This is a genomic window from Streptomyces sp. NPDC104307, from assembly GCF_055584045.1.
The window spans coordinates 341067-357447 of record NZ_JBVJMU010000001.1 but is presented as its reverse complement, the minus strand read 5'-3'; the positions used below and the strand labels follow the sequence as shown (position 1 = coordinate 357447).

Genomic DNA, 16381 nt, shown 5'->3' with positions numbered 1-16381 from the left:
GGCTCCGCCGTCGGAGCATGGTACGAACAGTCGGCGACGGACATCGGGAAGGGATGCCGGATGGGTGGTGAACGGCATGAACCGCCGCCGGACGAGTTCGAGGCCGAGCTGGACCAGATCGCCGAGCTGAACCGGCTGGAATCCCCGTCCCCGGCGCCGAGGGACGGGGGCAGCCGGACGGCCGGCGAGGGCGTCCCGCCCGGCGAGGCGGTCAGGCGCCGCGACGCGCTCCTCCTCTCGGCCGGTCACACGGTCGCGGAGTCCGACTCGCTCGACGAGGCGCTGAGGCTGGCGGCCGGGCTGTACGCGCCGGACTTCCCGATGGACGCCCAGTACGTGTTCGCCATCGGTGACGGCTCCCTCACCGCGTCGGCGCAGTACGGATTCCGGCCCGGGGGGGAGACCGACGAGGGTTTCCGGATGCCGCTGACCACCGGCTACCCGGCCGCCGAGGTCGCCAGAACCGGCCGGGCGGTGTTCCTGGCCTCCACCCAGGAGTACCGCGCCGCGTTCCCGGCCACCTGGCACATGTCGGCCCGCAAGGGCCTCAACGCGTGGGCCTTCCTGCCGCTCGTGAACGCCGGACGGGTCGTCGGAGTGTGGCTCGCCGCCTTCCGCTCACCGGTCGCCTTCACCAAGAGCGAGCGCGCCCTGCTGACCGTGACGGGCCGGATGATCGCCCAGGTCCTCGAACGCGCCCGTGCCGGCAAGGCGGAACTCGCCCTCTCCCGCGGCCTGCGCCAGAGCATGCGCGCCGCAGGTCCGGCGCTGACCGGTCTGAGCGTCGCGACGCGCTACGTGCCGACCGGGGGAGGGCTCATGGTCGGCGGCGACTGGTACGACAGCATCGATCTGCCCAACGGCCGCCTCGCCCTGGTCATCGGAGACGTCCAGGGACACGATGTGCACGCCGCCGGGCTGATGGCCCAGCTGCGCACGGCCGTCCACGCGTACGCCGCCGAGGGGCACGGCCCGGACGCCGTACTGGCACGGGCCTCCCGCTTCCTCACCACCCTCGACGACGACCGGTTCGCCACCTGCCTATACATCGAAGCCGACCCGTCCACCGGCAACCTCCACATCGCCCGCGCCGGCCACCCGCACCCGGTCCTGCGGATGCCGGACGGCACCTGTCTGCTCAAACACGTCAGCGGCGGCCTGCCGCTCGGACTGATGCCCGGCGAGGAGGACTACCCCGTCGACATCCTGCGACTGCACGATGACGAGGTCCTGATGCTGTGCACGGACGGCCTGATCGAGAACGGCGGCCACGACATGTACAGCGGCTGGGTGCGGGTGCGCGACGCCTTCTCGCCCGGTCCCGTGGAGGATCTCGAAGGGATGGCCGACCGGCTGATGTCGGCCGTGCTCAGCCCCGAACCCGGCGCCCGCGAGGGCGTCGCCCGCGACGGCGACGACATCGCGCTCCTGCTCCTGCGCCGCGACTCCGTGAAGCCGCGCGCCGAGGTGAACCAGCGCCGGCTGGTGCTGACCATCGGCCAGGACCAGGGTGAGGGGCTGGCCGAGGCGCGGGCCGAACTGAAGGCGCTGCTGCACGACTGGGCGCGGCCGGACCAGGTGGACACCGCGGTGCTCCTGGCGACGGAACTGCTCGGCAACGTACTCGTGCACACCGACCAGGACGGCTCGCTCACCGCGCACGTCACCGGTGAGACCGGCCGGCGCAGGCTGCTCGTCGAGGTCATGGACCGCGGCGACGAACTGCCCCACCAGCGGACCCCGGTCGAACTCGCCTCCTCGGGGCGCGGCCTGCTGCTCCTGGACATCCTGGCCGACCAGTGGGGTGTGCGGCCCGAACCCGAGGGCAAGACCGCCTGGTTCGCCCTCACGGAGGCGTCCTCGGGCGAGGCCGGGGGAGGCGCCTGAATCTGAGACCGGCGCCCCCCTGCCCGTCACGCTGCCGAGGGAGCGATCAGCGGGGAATCCAGGCCCGCCACGTCTTCTCGTTCTCGTGGACCCACTTCTCCGCCGCGTCCTGGGGCGACATCTTCTGGTCGGCGATCATCATCGCCACCTTGTTCTGCTCCTCGGTGCTCCAGGAGAACTTCTTCAGGAACCGGGCGGCCTTGCCGCCGCTGTCGGCGAAGCGGGCATTGAGGTACTTCTTCAGCGGCGTCCGCGGGTAGGCGCACGCGACCTTCTTCGCGTCGGCGTCGCAGCCCTCCTTGTACGCGGGCAGCTTCACCTCCGTCATCGGCACCTTCTCGAACAGCCACTGCGGCTTGTACCAGTAGGAGAGGAAGGGCTTCTTCTCCTTGGCGAACTGCTTGATCTGCGTGATCTGGGCAGCTTCGGAGCCGGAGAACACGACCTGGTAGTCCAGGCCGAGATTGTGCACGAGGGCCTTGTCGTTGGTGACGTACGACGGGGAGCCGTCCAGCAACTGGCCCTTCCCGCCGCTCTCCGCCGTGGCGAACTGCTCGGCGTACTTGTTGAGGTTGTGCCAGTCGGTGACGTCGGGATGCCGCTCGGCGAAGTACGTCGGTACGAACCAGCCGATGTGCCCGGTGACCCCGAGCTCGCCGCCGGAGCTGATCGTCTTCTTGTCCTCGACGTACCTGGCCTCCTGGTCCGGATGGCCCCAGTCCTCCAGGATCGCGTCCACCCGGCCCTGACTGAGGGCGTCCCAGGCGGGTACCTCGTCGATCTGTACGGTGTCGACGCGGTAGCCCAGCTCGTGTTCGAGGAGGTACTGGGCGACGGCGACGTTCGCCTGGGCGCCGACCCACGACTGCACGGACAGGGTCACCGTCTTCGCGCCCTGCGCGTTGGCGAACGGCGAGGACTGCTGGGTCATGTCCGCTGCCCCGCAACCGGCCACGGCGACCAGTGCCGTGGCGGAGAGGAGCGCGATGAGTGGAGTGCGCGGACGAGCCATGTCAGGCCCCCTTTCCGAAGTGGCGTGCCGTCGGCTGGGTGACGCGGTCGAGCATCAGGCCGAGCAGGACGATCGCCGCGCCGGCGACCAGCCCGGTCGCCAGGTCACCCTGCGCGAGGCCGAACACCGCGGCGTAGCCGAGCGCCCCGCCACCGACGAGACCGCCGATGACGACCACGGCGAGGACCAGGACGACGCCCTGGTTGACGGCGAGCAGCAGCGCCGGCCGGGCCAGCGGAAGCTGGACCTTCAGCAGCTGCTGGACCCCCGTCGCACCGAGGGAGCGCGAGGACTCCATGGTGACCGGGTCGACGCCGTTCAGGCCCTGGGTGGTGATGCGGACGACGGCGGGCAGCGCGTAGATGACGGCGGCGGCCACCGCCGGCGCGCGGCCGACACCGAACAGAGCCACGACGGGGATGAGGTAGACGAACTGCGGCATCGTCTGGAACACGTCCAGCACCGGACGCAGCAGCCGCTCCAGCCGTGCGCTGCGGGAGGCGGCGATCCCGACGGCGAAACCGGCCACCAGGGTCACCGCGACACCGGCCAGCACCTGGGAGAGCGTGTCGAGCGCCGGGTCCCAGACGCCGAGTACCCCGATGGCGGCCATCGCGAGGACGGCGGTCACCGTGGTGCGCCAGGTGCCGATCAGCATGGCGAGCACGGCGATCAGCAGCAGCACCGCCCACCAGGGCAGCCACTGCAGCCCGTCGCGCACCGGGTTCAGGACCCAGGTGGTGAAGTGCCCGGCCCAGTCCGCCGTACCGCCGATGACCGGGACGCCCGAGTACAGGTGGTCGGTCATCCAGTCGACGGCCCTGTTGACGGGCTCGGCCACCGCGACTGTCCGGCCGTCCGGCCAGTTCGTCCCTGAGACGAGGCGCGCCACGACGGCGACGACCACGGTGCCGGCCGCGGCGACGGCCCAGCCCAGCCGGGCCGATCCGGCCCGGGGCGCGGTGTCGAGCCCGTTGCCGGCCGCGCCGGTGACCCGGTCGAGGACCACGGCCAGGAGCACGATCGGGATGCCGGCCGCGAGCGCGGCTCCGACGTCGACGGAGGCCAGCGCCTGGTAGACGCGGTCACCGAGACCGCCGGCGCCGATCACCGAGGCGATGACCGCCATCGAGAGGGCCATCATGATCGTCTGGTTGAGGCCGAGCAGCAGCTCCCTGCGGGCCAGCGGCAGCCGGGCCGTCAGCAGCCGCTGCCGTCCGGTGGCGCCGAGCGAGGCCGCCGCCTCCATGACGCCCGCGTCGGCGCCGCGCAGCCCGAGAGCGGTCAGCCGGGCCATCGGCGGTGCCGCGTAGACGACCGTCGCGAGCACGGCGGCCGGCACGCCGATGCCGAAGACGAGCACCACCGGCAGCAGATACGCGAAGGCCGGCATCACCTGCATGGTGTCGAGCACCGGCCGCAGCAGGCGGAAGACCCGGTCCGAAAGGCCCGCGGCCAGGCCGAGCAGCGCACCGAGCGCCACCGAGACCAGGACGGCGACCACCATCAGCGCCAGGGTCTGCATGGTCGGCACCCACATGCCGAGCAGCCCGCAGAGCAGGAACGCGACGACCCCGGACAGCGCGAGCCGGACACCGGCCACCCGCCAGGCGATCAGCCCGACTGCCGCGGTGACCCCGGCCCAGCCGGCCGCGAGCAGGACCAGGTAGACGGCGCGCACCGAGAGCACGACGCCGTTGCTGATGTGCCCGAAGAAGTAGAGGAACAGCGGGTGGGTGTCGCGGTTGTCGATGATCCAGTCGCTGACGCTGCCGAGCGGACCGGTGAGGTCGACGGTGAGGTCCCCGGGCCAGGCGCCCCGGCCGGCCAGGACGCTGCCGAGCACCAGCAGCACGACCGCGGCGCCCAGCAGGAGGGCGGTGCGGTGCCGGGCGAAGGCGGTGGCGGCCCCGGAGGGGAGGAGGCCCGTGGGGCGTGCGGGGGTGGCGGTCGCGGTCATCGCTGCCACCTCCGGCTCGGTGCGGCGGGCCGCACGGCCGGCCGCGGACACGGTGCGAGGCGGCCCGGCGGGGCATCCGGGAGGGTCGTCCGCATCACGCGGCCTCCTTCACGGCCGGGATCCCGGCCACGACGCCGAGCAGGCAGGCGTGGTCGACCACGCCCAGGCAGCGCCCCTCGTCGACCACCCGCGCGGTCTCACCGGTACGGACGACCGCCTCGATCGCCTCGGAGACGGTGGTGCTCGGTCCGAGCGCGGGACCCGAGACACTCTCCGTACCGTCGGCCGGACGCATCGCCGCCCGCACGGTCAGGACCTGTTCGCGCGGAACGTCGCGCACGAAGTCCCGCACGTAGTCGTCGGCCGGAGACCCCACGATCTCCTCCGGAGTGCCCAGCTGGACGATCCGGCCGTCCCGCATCAGCGCGATCCGGTCGCCGAGCTTCAGCGCCTCGTTCAGGTCATGGGTGATGAAGACCATCGTGCGTCCCTCCTCGCGGTGCAGGCGCACGACCTCCTCCTGCATGTCCCGCCGGATGAGCGGGTCGAGGGCGCTGAACGGCTCGTCGAACAGCAGGACTTCGGGGTCGACGGCGAGGGCCCGCGCCAGCCCGACACGCTGCTGCTGGCCGCCGGAGAGCTGCCCGGGACGGCGGTCCGCCAGTCCGTCGAGACCGACCTTCGCGATGAACTCGGCTGCCCGTGACCGGCGTTGGGACCGCCCCATGCCCTGGATCTCCAGCCCGTACGCGACGTTGTCGACGACCGAGCGGTGCGGCAGCAGACCGAAGTGCTGGAAGACCATGGAGGCGCGGTGACGGCGCAGTTCACGCAGCCGTCCCGCGCTCATCGAGAGCACGTCCTCGCCGTCCATGGTGATCTGACCGGACGTCGGTTCGACGAGCCGGGTGAGACAGCGCACGAGGGTGGACTTGCCGGAACCGGACAGGCCCATCACGACGAACACCTCGCCCTTGCGGACGTCGAAGGAGACGTCGCGCACGGCGGCGGTGCAGCCGGTCCGCTCGCGCAGTTCCGTGGCGTCGAGCTCGGCCAGTGCGGCGTCACCGGGCACCCGGCCGGCCTTCGGTCCGAAGACCTTCCAGAGGTTGTTCACGGAGAAGACGTGCGGCGGTGTGTTCATCGGGCATGACCCCCCGTAGTGGCGCCGAGCAGCTCCGCGCACTTCTCCCCGACCATCAGGACCCCGATCATCGGGTTGACGGTCGGCATGGTCGGGAACACCGACGCGTCGGCGATCCGGACGGCGTCCAGGCCGCGGATCCGCAGATCGGGTGCGACCACGGCGAGCGCGTCGTCGGCCGCGCCCATCCGGCACGTTCCGGCCGGGTGGTACACGGTGTGCGCGACCCTGCGCGCGTACTCGCTCAGATCCTCGTCGGAGGTGACCTCGGGCCCCGGACAGACCTCCCGCTTCAGCCAGCCGGCCAGCGGCTGCCGCGCGGCGATCTCACGGGCGATCCTGATCCCGTCGACGAGCGTCCGTCCGTCGTAGTCCTCCGCGTCGGTGAAGTAGCGGAAGTCCAGGGCGGGTTTGACCTCGGGGTCGGGGCTGGTCAGATACAGCCGGCCGCGGCTCCTCGGCTTCGGGATGTTCGGCGTCATGGACACCCCGTGCTCAGGACGCTCGTACCCGAGCCGTTCCGGATTGTCCGTGAACGGGATCTGGTAGAAGTGGAACATCAGGTCAGGACCCGGGCTCTCCGGGTCCCGGCGTACGAACAGCCCGGCGTCGCTGTCCATCGCGGAGTTCTCCGGAATCGGTCCGTGGGTCTCCCAGACGATGACCGACTCCGGGTGGTCGAGCAGGTTCTCACCCACACCCGGCAGGTCGTGCACCACGGGTATGCCGAGCTTCTCCAGCTCCGCGCGGTGGCCTATCCCGGAGTGCATCAGCAGCCGCGGCGTGTCCACCGCGCCCGCGCACAGCACCACTTCGCGCCGGGCGCTTACCAGCCGCTCCGTGCCGTCCGCCGTGCGCACCCGCACTCCGGTCGCCCGGTCGCCGTCCAGCTCCAGCCGGAACGCCCAGGTCTCCAGGGCGATATGGAGGTTCGGCCGGTCGAGGAAGGGGTGCAGATACGCGACAGAGGCGGAGGAGCGCTTGTTGTTCTCGGGATGGTAGGCGAGGTCGAAGAACCCCACGCCGTCCTGGAAGGCCGCCTTGTTGAAGCCCTCGACGCGCGGGATTCCGAGAGCCGTCTGCGCCGTGTCGACGAAGTCGCGGGCGATGGCGTTCCGGTCGGCCTCGTCCACGGGAACGATGTTGTTGCGCAGCCGTGCGAAGTACGGGTCCATCGACGAGGCGTCCCAGCCGTCCGCGCCCGCCTCTGCCCATTCGTCCCAGTCGGACGGCAGCGGCTTGAAGGCGATCAGGGTGTTGTGGGACGAGCACCCGCCGAGCACCCTGGCCCTGCTGTGCCGGATGTTCGAGTTGCCGCGGGGCTGCTCGGTCGTGGGGTAGTCGTAGTCCAGCTCGCCGCCCAGGAGGCCCATCCAGCGGCGCAGGGTCAGGACGTCGTCCCGTCCCACGTCACTGGGGCCGCCCTCGATGAGGGCGACGGTGACGTCGGGGTCCTCGGTGAGCCGGGAAGCGATCACAGAGCCCGCGGTGCCGCCGCCGACGATGACATAGTCGTAGTGGGTCATGTTCTCCATCGCCTCTGCTCCTGTCAGCCCGCGAACCAGCGCACCGGGCGCGGGGCGAGGTTCTGGTAGATGTGCTTGGACTCGCGGTACTCGGCGAGACCCGTCGGGCCGAGCTCCCGGCCGATGCCGGACTTGCCGAAGCCGCCCCACTCGGCCTGCGGCAGGTAGGGGTGGAAGTCGTTGATCCAGACGGTGCCGTGGCGCAGCCGGGCCGCGACCCGCCGGCCGCGCCCCGGATCGGCGGTCCACACGCCGCCGGCCAGCCCGTACTCCGTGTCGTTGGCGAGCGTCACGGCCTCGTCCTCGGTACGGAACGTCTCGACGGTCAGGACCGGTCCGAAGACCTCCTCGCGCACCACGCGCATGGAGCGGTCGCAGTGGTCGAGGACGGTGGGCCGGTAGAAGTACCCGGGCCCGTCCGGGCGTTCACCGCCCGCCCGCAGCACCGCACCCTCGTGGAGCGCGGAGGCGACGAACTCCTCGGTCCTGGCCAGCTGTCGCGCCGAGACGAGCGGACCGCACTCGACACCGTCGTCGGTGCCGCGGCCGATCCGGATCAGCTCGGCGCGCCGGGCGAGCTCGGTGACGAACCGCTCGCGCACCGACTCCTCGACGATCAGCCGCGATCCGGCGGAACAGACCTGGCCGCTGTGGATGAAGGCGGCGTTGAGCGCCTGGTCCACGGCGGTGTCGAAGCCCTCCTCGGTGGCGCAGGCGTCCGCGAACACCACGTTGGGGTTCTTGCCGCCGAGTTCGAGCGCGACCTTCTTGACCGACTCCGCGGCGGCCCGCATCACCTTCGTCCCGCTGCTGAGCCCGCCGGTGAAGGAGACCAGGTCGACCCCGGGGTGTTCGGCGAGCCGGGCTCCGACGGTGGCGCCGGGGCCCGTGACGATGTTGGCGACCCCGGCCGGCAGTCCGGCCTCCGTGAGCAGCGCGATCAGCGCGACCGTGGTCAGCGGTGTGATCTCGCTCGGCTTGACCACGAAGGTGTTGCCCGCGGCGAGAGCCGGCGCGATCTTCCAACTCGCCTGGAGCAGAGGGTAGTTCCATGGGGTGATCAGCCCGCAGACACCGACGGGTTCGTGCACCACGACGCTGTGGATCTCCTCGGACCCGGCATCGACGACACGTCCGCCGCTCTCGTTCATGACGAGGTCGGCGAAGTAGCGGAAGGCGTCCCGCACGCAGTCCACGTCGACCCGGCCCTCTTCGAGCGTCTTCCCGGCGTCCCGGCACTCCAGCGCGCCGATCCGCTCCCGGTCGCGCTCCAGCAGACCGGCCACCCGCCTGAGCAGCGCGGCGCGCTCCGCGACGGGCGTGTGCGGCCAGGGACCCGCGTCGAAAGCGGTCCGGGCCGCGGCGACGGCGGCGTCCGCGTCCACGGCGTCCCCCTCGGAGACGACGGCGAACGCGGTCGCGTCCACGGGGTCGAGAACCTCGCGCGTGGCGCCGGATGCGGCGGCTCGCCACTCTCCCGCTACCTGGATCGTGTGTTGTGCCGACACGTCGTGTGCTGCCCTTTCGGTGGCCGTGCGTCCGACGCCGGGCGAACCCCGGCGGTCTGGGCCTATTCCCCGGAAGCCCGAAGCCATGCGCGGAGGTCATCGCGAAGTGACCCGGCTCACGGGAACCCCACGTCAGGGTGGGGCGCGGTCGGTTCCGCGGGCCACTGGCGTGCGGGGCAGGGCCACCGCCGCCGGTCCGCTCGGCGGTGGTGGCCGCCGTGACGCCCTGTGTGCCAGTTGAGTGAAATAGCTTAAAAATATTGATATGCAACTATTTGGGTAATGTGGGCCCCGGCCGGGAACCGACCGTAAGGAGTGGGAACAGCCATGGCGGACGAGCAGTACGAGGAGCCGGACAACACCGCGGTGCGGGTCGCGCTCTGGCGGGCGATGCACGTACAGGCAGACGCCGAGCCACACGTGTTCGAGGACGAGATCGGCCTGCGGCTGGTGGCGCCGGAAGAGGACTGGCGGAGCCGCCCCGACATGGACCCGGACGCCACCAGCGGGTTCCGGGCCTCCACCGTGTGCCGCGCCCGATTCGTCGAGGACCTGGTCGCGGAGGAGATCAGCCAGGGCATCGACCAGTACGTCATCCTGGGAGCAGGCCTGGACACCTATGTCCAGCGCCGGCCCGAGACGGCTTCCCTGCTCCGGGTCTTCGAGATCGACCAGCCGGCCACCCAGTCCTGGAAACGCCGACGGCTGATCGAGCTCGGCTACGGGATCCCCGACCGGCTGCGACTGGTGCCGGTCGACTTCGAGGCGGGCGGCGACTGGTGGCGGCAGCTGTCGGACGCCGGCTTCGACCCGGGCAGGCCGGCGCTCGTCGTCTGTGCCGGCGTCACGGTGTACCTGACCAAGGAAGCCATCGCGGCGACCCTGCGCAGGCTCGGCGGGCTCGCCCCCGGCTCGACGCTCGCCATGACGTTCATGCTGCCGGCCGAACTCGTCGATGACGTGGACCGCGACCGGCTGGAGGAGACCAAGCCGAGGGCGCGCGCGTCCGGAACACCCTTCATCAGCTTCCACACCCCGCAGGAGATGCTCGGCCTGGCCCGCGCCGCCGGATTCGAGAGCGCCCGGCACGTGTCGGGACCGCAGCTGGCCGCACGCTACTTCGCGGACCGGACCGACGGTCTCCGCGCGTCGAGCGGCGAGGACCTGCTGATCGCCACCGTCTGAAACGTGCCCGTTCCCTCGCCGGGCACTGGCTGGAAAAGCGGATGCGCGTGGTCTCCGGTGCTGTCACGCTGCGCCGGTGAACCGAGAAGAGCTCTCCAGAATCGCCCATGCCCACCACCCCATCAAGTCCCCGCTCGACGACGACTCGGTACGTCAACTGCTGGACCACGGCATCACGCGCGGCGACGAGCGCGTACTCGACCTCGGCTGCGGCGGCGGGGAGTGGCTCGTGCGCGCACTGTCCGGCCGGCCGGAACTGCGGGCCGAGGGCGTGGACATCTCCGAGGGCGCGCTGGCGGATGCCCGTACGCGCGCCACCGGGCTCGGCGTCGCGGACCGGCTGACTCTCCATCAGCTGCCCGCCGCCGACTTCGTCTCGCCGCACCGGTTCGACCTGGTGCTGAGCTTCGGGGCGGCGCACGCCTTCGGCGGGCTGCTCCCCACCCTCGCCGCGGCCCGCGAACACCTGGCTCCGGGCGGCCGGGTGCTGGTCGGTGACGGCTTCTGGGAGCGTGAACCGTCACCGGAGGCGATCGAGATGCTCGGGGACTTCGCCGACCTGGCGACGACCGTGGACCAGGTCATGGCCGAGGGCTGGACGCCCGTCCACGGCCACGTCAGTACCCGCCGCGAGATGGACGACTACGAATGGGCCTGCTGGGGGACGCTGGCCGACTGGGCGCTCGACCACCCCGCCCACCCCGACGGCGCGGAGACGCTCGCCCTGTCCGCCACCCGTCGCACCGAATGGCTGCGGGGCTACCGCGACACCTGGGGCTTCGTCAGCCTGGTCCTGCGCCGCACCGCCGACTGAGGGCGCTGCGCCGCACCGCCGACTGAGGGTTCCGCGCCGCACCGCCGACCGAGCGGCGGGCCGGGCCCGTCCTGCCCCTGGTGCGTTCCGCCGCTGCTCACGACCCCGGCGGTGGCCTGAGCGCGGCGTACGTTCCCGCCCCGGCCGCCAGCAGCAGCACGCAGCCCGTGAAGACGATTCCGGCCTGGCGCAGCCCGAGCCAGGTGGCGATGGCGCCGACCCCGACGACCGGTACCGAGATGCCGGTGTACGCGACGACGAAGAAGGCCGAGATGGTGCCGCCGCGGTGCTCGGCCGGGGCCGCACCGCTGACCAGGGTGAGCGCCGCGCGAAAGGCGAGGCCCTGGCCGGTGCCGCCGCACACCGCTCCGAGGATCAGCAGCGGCAGGGACTCGGCGATGAGCGAAGAGGCCACCAGCACCAGGCCCGCCATGAGGATGCCGCAGCCGGCCGGGAGCGCGCGGCGGGCGCCGAAACGCCGCGTCAGCAACTGCCCGAACGTCGAGGCCAGGAACACCGAGAAGACCACGGCCCCGATGACGGCCGCGTTGTGCACCCCCAGCGTCTGCGAGGCGAAACTCGGCGCGACCGCCGTGAACAGCCCGAGCAGCGCGAAGCCGGCGAAGGCCGCCACGGAGGCGGGCACGAACACACTCCGGACCTCGGGCGGCACCGCCATGCCCTGGGGCGCCGGGCGCGGCCACCGCTGCGGCTCCGCGACGGTCTCCGGAAGGAACCAGATGATCCCTGATGCCACGGCCACCAACCCCAGGTGGACCCAGAACGGCAGCGTCAGCGGCCAGGGCGTGTACTGGGCGAGGAGCCCGGACAGCAGCGGTCCGCAGCCCAGGCCGCCCATGTTCGCGGCCGTGGCGGCGAATCCGGCCCGCGCCTTCTGAGCGGGCCCGGCCAGTTCGATGACAGCGGCCGTCGCGGCGCCGCTCAGCAGCCCCGCCGCGAATCCGGACAGCAGCCGTCCCGCGAAGAGCAGCGGCAGACCGCGCTCCAGGAGGAAGCAGCCGGCGCTCGCCGCCGACAGGGCCATCGCGCACAGGAGTACGGGTCTGCGGCCGACCTTGTCCGAGTAGTTGCCCGCCAGCAGCAGCACGGTGATGACCGCGACGGCGTAGACGGCGAAGACGACGGTCACCATCAGCTCGGAGAAGCCGATCTGCTGCTGGTAGAGCCCGTACAAGGGCGTGGGCAGCGTGGTACCGGCCATCCCGATGGCGAACACCACCGCCGCAGCCAGGTAGCCCGGGTGCCGGCTGCCACTTGTGTTCAGCGCATGCTCACGAACGATCACATACATCACCATATGATCGGCCGCCCGGCGAGACGGCGTTCGGCGCGAGGGCGCCTGCCGGCACAACGGCGCGTACCGGGACAACGGCGCCTGTCGGCACAACGGCTGTCATAGCCTCACCGGCCCCCGCTGTCCGCGTTTCGGGAATTCTTCTCCTGATCGAGTGATCGACCAATCCACCGGGCGCTCAGCACCGAACAAGCTGTGTGACGATCTTCCGGACCACTCCGATTCGTACCGTGCCCGCTGCCCGAGCCATCGGCCGGGCCGGTGGCGTCCGGACCGGACGCACCTCACTGCCTTTCCCCCCCGGTGCGGGCGCTCAGTAGCGGGCCGTCCTGACCGGCCCCGCCGCCCGGCACCCGTCGCGGACGCAGCCGCTGGCCGCGACCTCTGTTCGCCGTATTCCAGAACCCGTATTCCACCAACTCGCATTCCATCAAGGAGAACACCATGAACGCCCTTCGCTACCGTCGTGCAGCCGTCGCCGTCGCCGCAGCCGCCGTTCTTCCGCTGGCGCTGACCGCGTGCTCGGACGACAGCTCCGACAAGGCGTCGGACAGCAAGTCCAGTGCCGCTGCCGCCGCTCCGGACGCTTCGGAGCCGGCCACGGCCGACTCCGCCTCGATGGACAAGCCGTTCGGCCCGGCCTGCGCGGGTGTCCCGAAGGAAGGCGCGGGCAGCTTTGACGGCATGTCGAAGGACCCGGTCGCCACGGCCGCCTCCAACAACCCCGACCTGTCCACCCTGGTGACGGCGGTCAAGAAGGCCGGCCTGGTCGACACGCTCAACAACGCCAAGAACATCACCGTGTTCGCACCCACCAACGAGGCCTTCGCCAAGATCCCGAAGGCCGACCTGGACAAGGTCCTCAGCGACAAGGCGACGCTCACCAAGATCCTGACCTACCACGTCGTGGGCCAGAAGCTCACCCCGAAGCAGCTGGAGAACGGCAGCTTCGACACCCTCCAGAAGACCAAGCTCACCACCGCCGGATCCGGTGAGTCCTACAAGGTCAACGACAGCGCCAAGGTGGTGTGCGGCAACGTGCCCACGGCCAACGCGACGGTCTACATCATCGACACGGTCCTGATGCCCAAGTAGTCACGGCCGACGCCAGACAGAGCCGCCCCGCTGCGCGCCCGACCGGAATCAGCCCCCCGGTCCGGGCTCGCAGCGGGGCTTTTCTCTGCGTGCTCCGGTGTTGCGGTGTTCCGGGGCGCTGCGCGCCGTGCGCTCAGCGGAGCGTGCAGCGCAGCAGCCGCACGGCTGCCCGACGGCGAAGCCGCCGTCCCAGGCCGCTCACTCTCAGCCGCCACGGCGGCTGCCGGGGCGTGGCCCGGACGATGTCGAGTACACGCCCCTTCAGGGCCGCGGGCGGAATCGTCGTCGACGCCATCCCCAGACGGGCCGCGGTCGCCCGGAACTCCTCGCACTCGCGAAGGCAGGTGGGACATCCGGCGCAGTGGGCCTCGACGGCTGTGCGTTCCCGCTCCTGGAGTGCGTCCAGTGCGTACGCGCCAGTCAGCATGTGAACGTCGGACACCAATTTCTCCAGTGTTTACGGGGTGGATGTTTCCCGGGTTCGTCGATTTCATGTGCGGTCCGGGTGTCCTGGGCCCCGGTGGAATGGAAAAGGCAACAGTGAACCGCGGTACCGGTACTTCGGTCACCCGAATTGCCGATCGCCGAATATGCGTTGACGAGAAATAAGGTATCCCTGTCCGAAATCCTCTCCGGTGTTGCCGCGAGTGGCATCTGTACGGCCGTTCTTGCAGTGATCCGTAGCCGGGGCGGTTGCGGATTGCCGTCCGGACGAAATTAGTGAAGATGCACCCAAAGTCCACGGCTTCGAGGTGATTTGAGGACTTCGGCGGGGGTCCGTACGGGTGAATGATCGTACTTCTGCCGTGAGTGAATAGAGGTTGCTTATTGCGAATGATTCGCAATAAGTGGGTGGTAGCGCTTATGGCCTACAGCCGGAACGTGTTCTCCGTTCAATTCGCACGGTTCCGGTAGGGGCTCAGTGCTGTGTTCATCTGCGGTTATGTCCGACGAGGGGTGCGTCACCGGAATTCTTCCCAGGAAATACGTGAATCCTTGCCGGAGAAATGTGGTTCGCTGTCGCCCCGACGATCGGCGGCGGGCACAGCCCCCGCGACAGGCGCACGGAATTCTTCCCGTGCGCGGGATCGTCGGCCCGTTCCGCCCAACCCACGCATCGCCCCGTACCCGCACCTGCGCCCCGGCCAGGCGGTGCGGTGGTGATCCGTTGTCGAGAGGACCAGTCTTGACGTCCCCCACTCCGAGGCCGCGCAGTCGTCGCGTCCTCGACCACTCCCTCCTCGTCCTCGGCGCCGGCGCGCTGGCCACGGGGCTCGGCGTCCTCACGCTCGCACCCGGAATCAGTGCGGCCTCCAGCCACCGCGAGGCCCCGCTGATCGCAGGTGACCCGCGTGCGGACAACACCGACGTGTACGCCTTCACCAGCCCCGACCGCTCCGACACGGTGACGCTCGCCGCCAACTGGATTCCGTTCGAGGAGCCCAACGGGGGCCCGAACTTCTACCAGTTCGCCGACGACGCCCGGTACAACATCAAGATCGACAACACCGGCGACGGCAACGCGGACGTCACCTACACCTGGCGCTTTCGCACCCTGACGCGGGACGCGGGCGGCCAGTTCCTCTACAACACCGGTCAGGTCACCTCGCTCAACGACCCGGACCTGAACATCCGACAGGTCTACGACCTCACGGTGACCACCTCCCGCGGCACCTCCACGGTGCTGCGCGGGGCCCCCGTGGCGCCGTCGAACGTCGGCAAGGCGTCCATGCCGAACTACGCCGCTCTGCGCGCCCAGGCGGTCCGCAACGCCCCGGGCGGCGGCAAGGCGTTCGCCGGCCAGGCGGAGGACCCGTTCTTCGCCGATCTGCGCGTCTTCGACCTGCTCTACGGCGGGAACCTCAGCGAACGCGGGCAGGACACCCTCGCCGGGTACAACGTCAACTCGGTCGCACTCCAGATCCCCAAGAAGGACCTGGCACTGCGGGGCAACGCCACCCGAAACCCGGTGGTCGGGATCTGGTCGACCACCGAGCGCCAAGGCGTCCAGGTCACTGACTCCAGGACCGCGAGCGCCCACACCGGGTGGAAGCAGGTCTCCCGCCTCGGCAACCCGCTCGTCAACGAGGTCGTCGTACCCCTCAAGTACAAGGACGCCTTCAACACCCTCAACCCCAGCCAGGACCGGACCGTCCAGCCGGTCGTGGACAAGGTGCTGGACCCGATCCTGCCGAAGCTGATCCAGAAGGTGTACGGCGTGCCGGCACCGAAGGCCCCGCGCAACGACCTCGCGGAGATCTACCTCACCGGCATCTGCAAGGCCTGCGGGCCGGTCAAGGCCGATCTGAACGCCCACCGGCTGAACAAGGACGCCTCGCTCAAGAAGATCGTCCCGGCCGAGGAGCTGCGGCTGAACATGGCCGTGCCGCCGACCGCGAAGCCCAACAGGCTCGGCGTCCTCGCCGGGGACCTGGCCGGCTTCCCGAACGGCCGCCGCCTCACCGACGACGTCATCGACATCTCCCTCCAGGCGGTCGAAGGAGCCGCCCAGACGGGCAAGCTCGTCCCCGCACTCGCGGACGGCGACAAGGTCGATGCCAATGAGGTGCCCTTCGGCACGCGCTTCCCGTACCTGGCGCTCCCGCACACCAAGAGCGTCAACAGCGGCCCGTCCGGCCGCGCCGGGAAGTCGGCCATGACGCCGTCGAACGCGGCCGCGATCGGCACCGCGGGCATCGCCCTGCTGGGTGTCGGAGGACTGCGCCTGCGCCGGCGCCGCGCCACGAGCTGACCCGCCGCCCCTGCTCCAGGGGTGCTCCCGGGTCACACAGGTGTCCGGACCGGCCGGCCGGTCCGGACACCACCGCCGCCTCCCCCCCCCCCCCCACCCAAAAAAATTTGGGAAACAATGCCACCCCCCCCCCACAAAAACCCCCGCCCCCAAACCCCAACCGGGTTAACACCCGGAGGCCTT

12 protein-coding genes are annotated in these 16381 nt (G+C 70.7%); 5 read left to right on the top strand and 7 right to left on the bottom strand.

Going from position 1 to position 16381, the window contains the following annotated elements; genetic code table 11:
- Nucleotides 1-60: 60 nt before the first annotated feature.
- Nucleotides 61-1887, top strand: a complete 1827-nt coding sequence (locus ACZ601_RS01290; RefSeq protein ID WP_469531865.1) for an ATP-binding SpoIIE family protein phosphatase — start codon at nucleotides 61-63, stop codon at nucleotides 1885-1887.
- A gap of 46 nt (nucleotides 1888-1933) precedes the next feature.
- Here the strand turns inward: ACZ601_RS01290 and ACZ601_RS01285 are convergent, their stop codons facing one another.
- From ACZ601_RS01285 to ACZ601_RS01265, 5 genes are all read right to left on the bottom strand, one after another.
- On the bottom strand, nucleotides 1934-2899 hold the full coding sequence (locus ACZ601_RS01285) for an ABC transporter substrate-binding protein (protein ID WP_469531863.1): 966 nt from the start codon (nucleotides 2897-2899) through the stop codon (nucleotides 1934-1936).
- A gap of 1 nt (nucleotide 2900) precedes the next feature.
- On the bottom strand, nucleotides 2901-4859 hold the full coding sequence (locus tag ACZ601_RS01280; protein ID WP_469531862.1) for an ABC transporter permease: 1959 nt from the start codon (nucleotides 4857-4859) through the stop codon (nucleotides 2901-2903).
- Between the two features lie 94 nt (nucleotides 4860-4953).
- On the bottom strand, nucleotides 4954-6003 hold the full coding sequence (locus ACZ601_RS01275) for a quaternary amine ABC transporter ATP-binding protein (RefSeq protein WP_469531860.1): 1050 nt from the start codon (nucleotides 6001-6003) through the stop codon (nucleotides 4954-4956).
- Nucleotides 6000-7538 (bottom strand): GMC family oxidoreductase, encoded by a 1539-nt coding sequence (locus tag ACZ601_RS01270; RefSeq protein WP_469531858.1) that lies wholly within the window; start codon nucleotides 7536-7538, stop codon nucleotides 6000-6002. Before ACZ601_RS01270 ends, ACZ601_RS01275 begins: the two co-directional genes overlap by 4 nt.
- A gap of 14 nt (nucleotides 7539-7552) precedes the next feature.
- The gene (locus tag ACZ601_RS01265) at nucleotides 7553-9037 is read right to left on the bottom strand and encodes an aldehyde dehydrogenase family protein (protein WP_469531856.1); all 1485 of its coding nucleotides are present in this window, start codon (nucleotides 9035-9037) and stop codon (nucleotides 7553-7555) included.
- Nucleotides 9038-9364: 327 nt separating this feature from the next.
- On the opposite strand from ACZ601_RS01265, the gene ACZ601_RS01260 reads away from it, so the two are divergent.
- Both ACZ601_RS01260 and ACZ601_RS01255 read left to right on the top strand, forming a co-directional pair.
- Nucleotides 9365-10222, top strand: coding sequence for a class I SAM-dependent methyltransferase (locus tag ACZ601_RS01260; RefSeq protein WP_469531855.1), 858 nt, complete (start codon nucleotides 9365-9367; stop codon nucleotides 10220-10222).
- Between the two features lie 76 nt (nucleotides 10223-10298).
- Nucleotides 10299-11036 (top strand): SAM-dependent methyltransferase, encoded by a 738-nt coding sequence (locus ACZ601_RS01255; protein ID WP_469531853.1) that lies wholly within the window; start codon nucleotides 10299-10301, stop codon nucleotides 11034-11036.
- A 97-nt stretch (nucleotides 11037-11133) separates the two neighbouring features.
- Here ACZ601_RS01255 and ACZ601_RS01250 read toward each other — a convergent pair whose 3' ends face one another.
- The gene (locus tag ACZ601_RS01250) at nucleotides 11134-12348 is read right to left on the bottom strand and encodes an MFS transporter (RefSeq protein ID WP_440577616.1); all 1215 of its coding nucleotides are present in this window, start codon (nucleotides 12346-12348) and stop codon (nucleotides 11134-11136) included.
- Between the two features lie 447 nt (nucleotides 12349-12795).
- On the opposite strand from ACZ601_RS01250, the gene ACZ601_RS01245 reads away from it, so the two are divergent.
- Entirely contained in the window at nucleotides 12796-13446 is a 651-nt protein-coding gene (locus ACZ601_RS01245) for a fasciclin domain-containing protein (protein WP_440577615.1), read from the top strand.
- Nucleotides 13447-13579: 133 nt separating this feature from the next.
- Here ACZ601_RS01245 and ACZ601_RS01240 read toward each other — a convergent pair whose 3' ends face one another.
- Nucleotides 13580-13888, bottom strand: coding sequence for an RskA family anti-sigma factor (locus ACZ601_RS01240; protein WP_440577614.1), 309 nt, complete (start codon nucleotides 13886-13888; stop codon nucleotides 13580-13582).
- A 744-nt stretch (nucleotides 13889-14632) separates the two neighbouring features.
- Between ACZ601_RS01240 and ACZ601_RS01235 the strand changes: the two genes are divergently transcribed.
- A complete protein-coding gene (locus ACZ601_RS01235; RefSeq protein WP_469531850.1) occupies nucleotides 14633-16198 on the top strand; it encodes a DUF4331 domain-containing protein in 1566 nt (521 codons plus the stop codon).
- The last annotated feature ends 183 nt before the right edge of the window (nucleotides 16199-16381 follow it).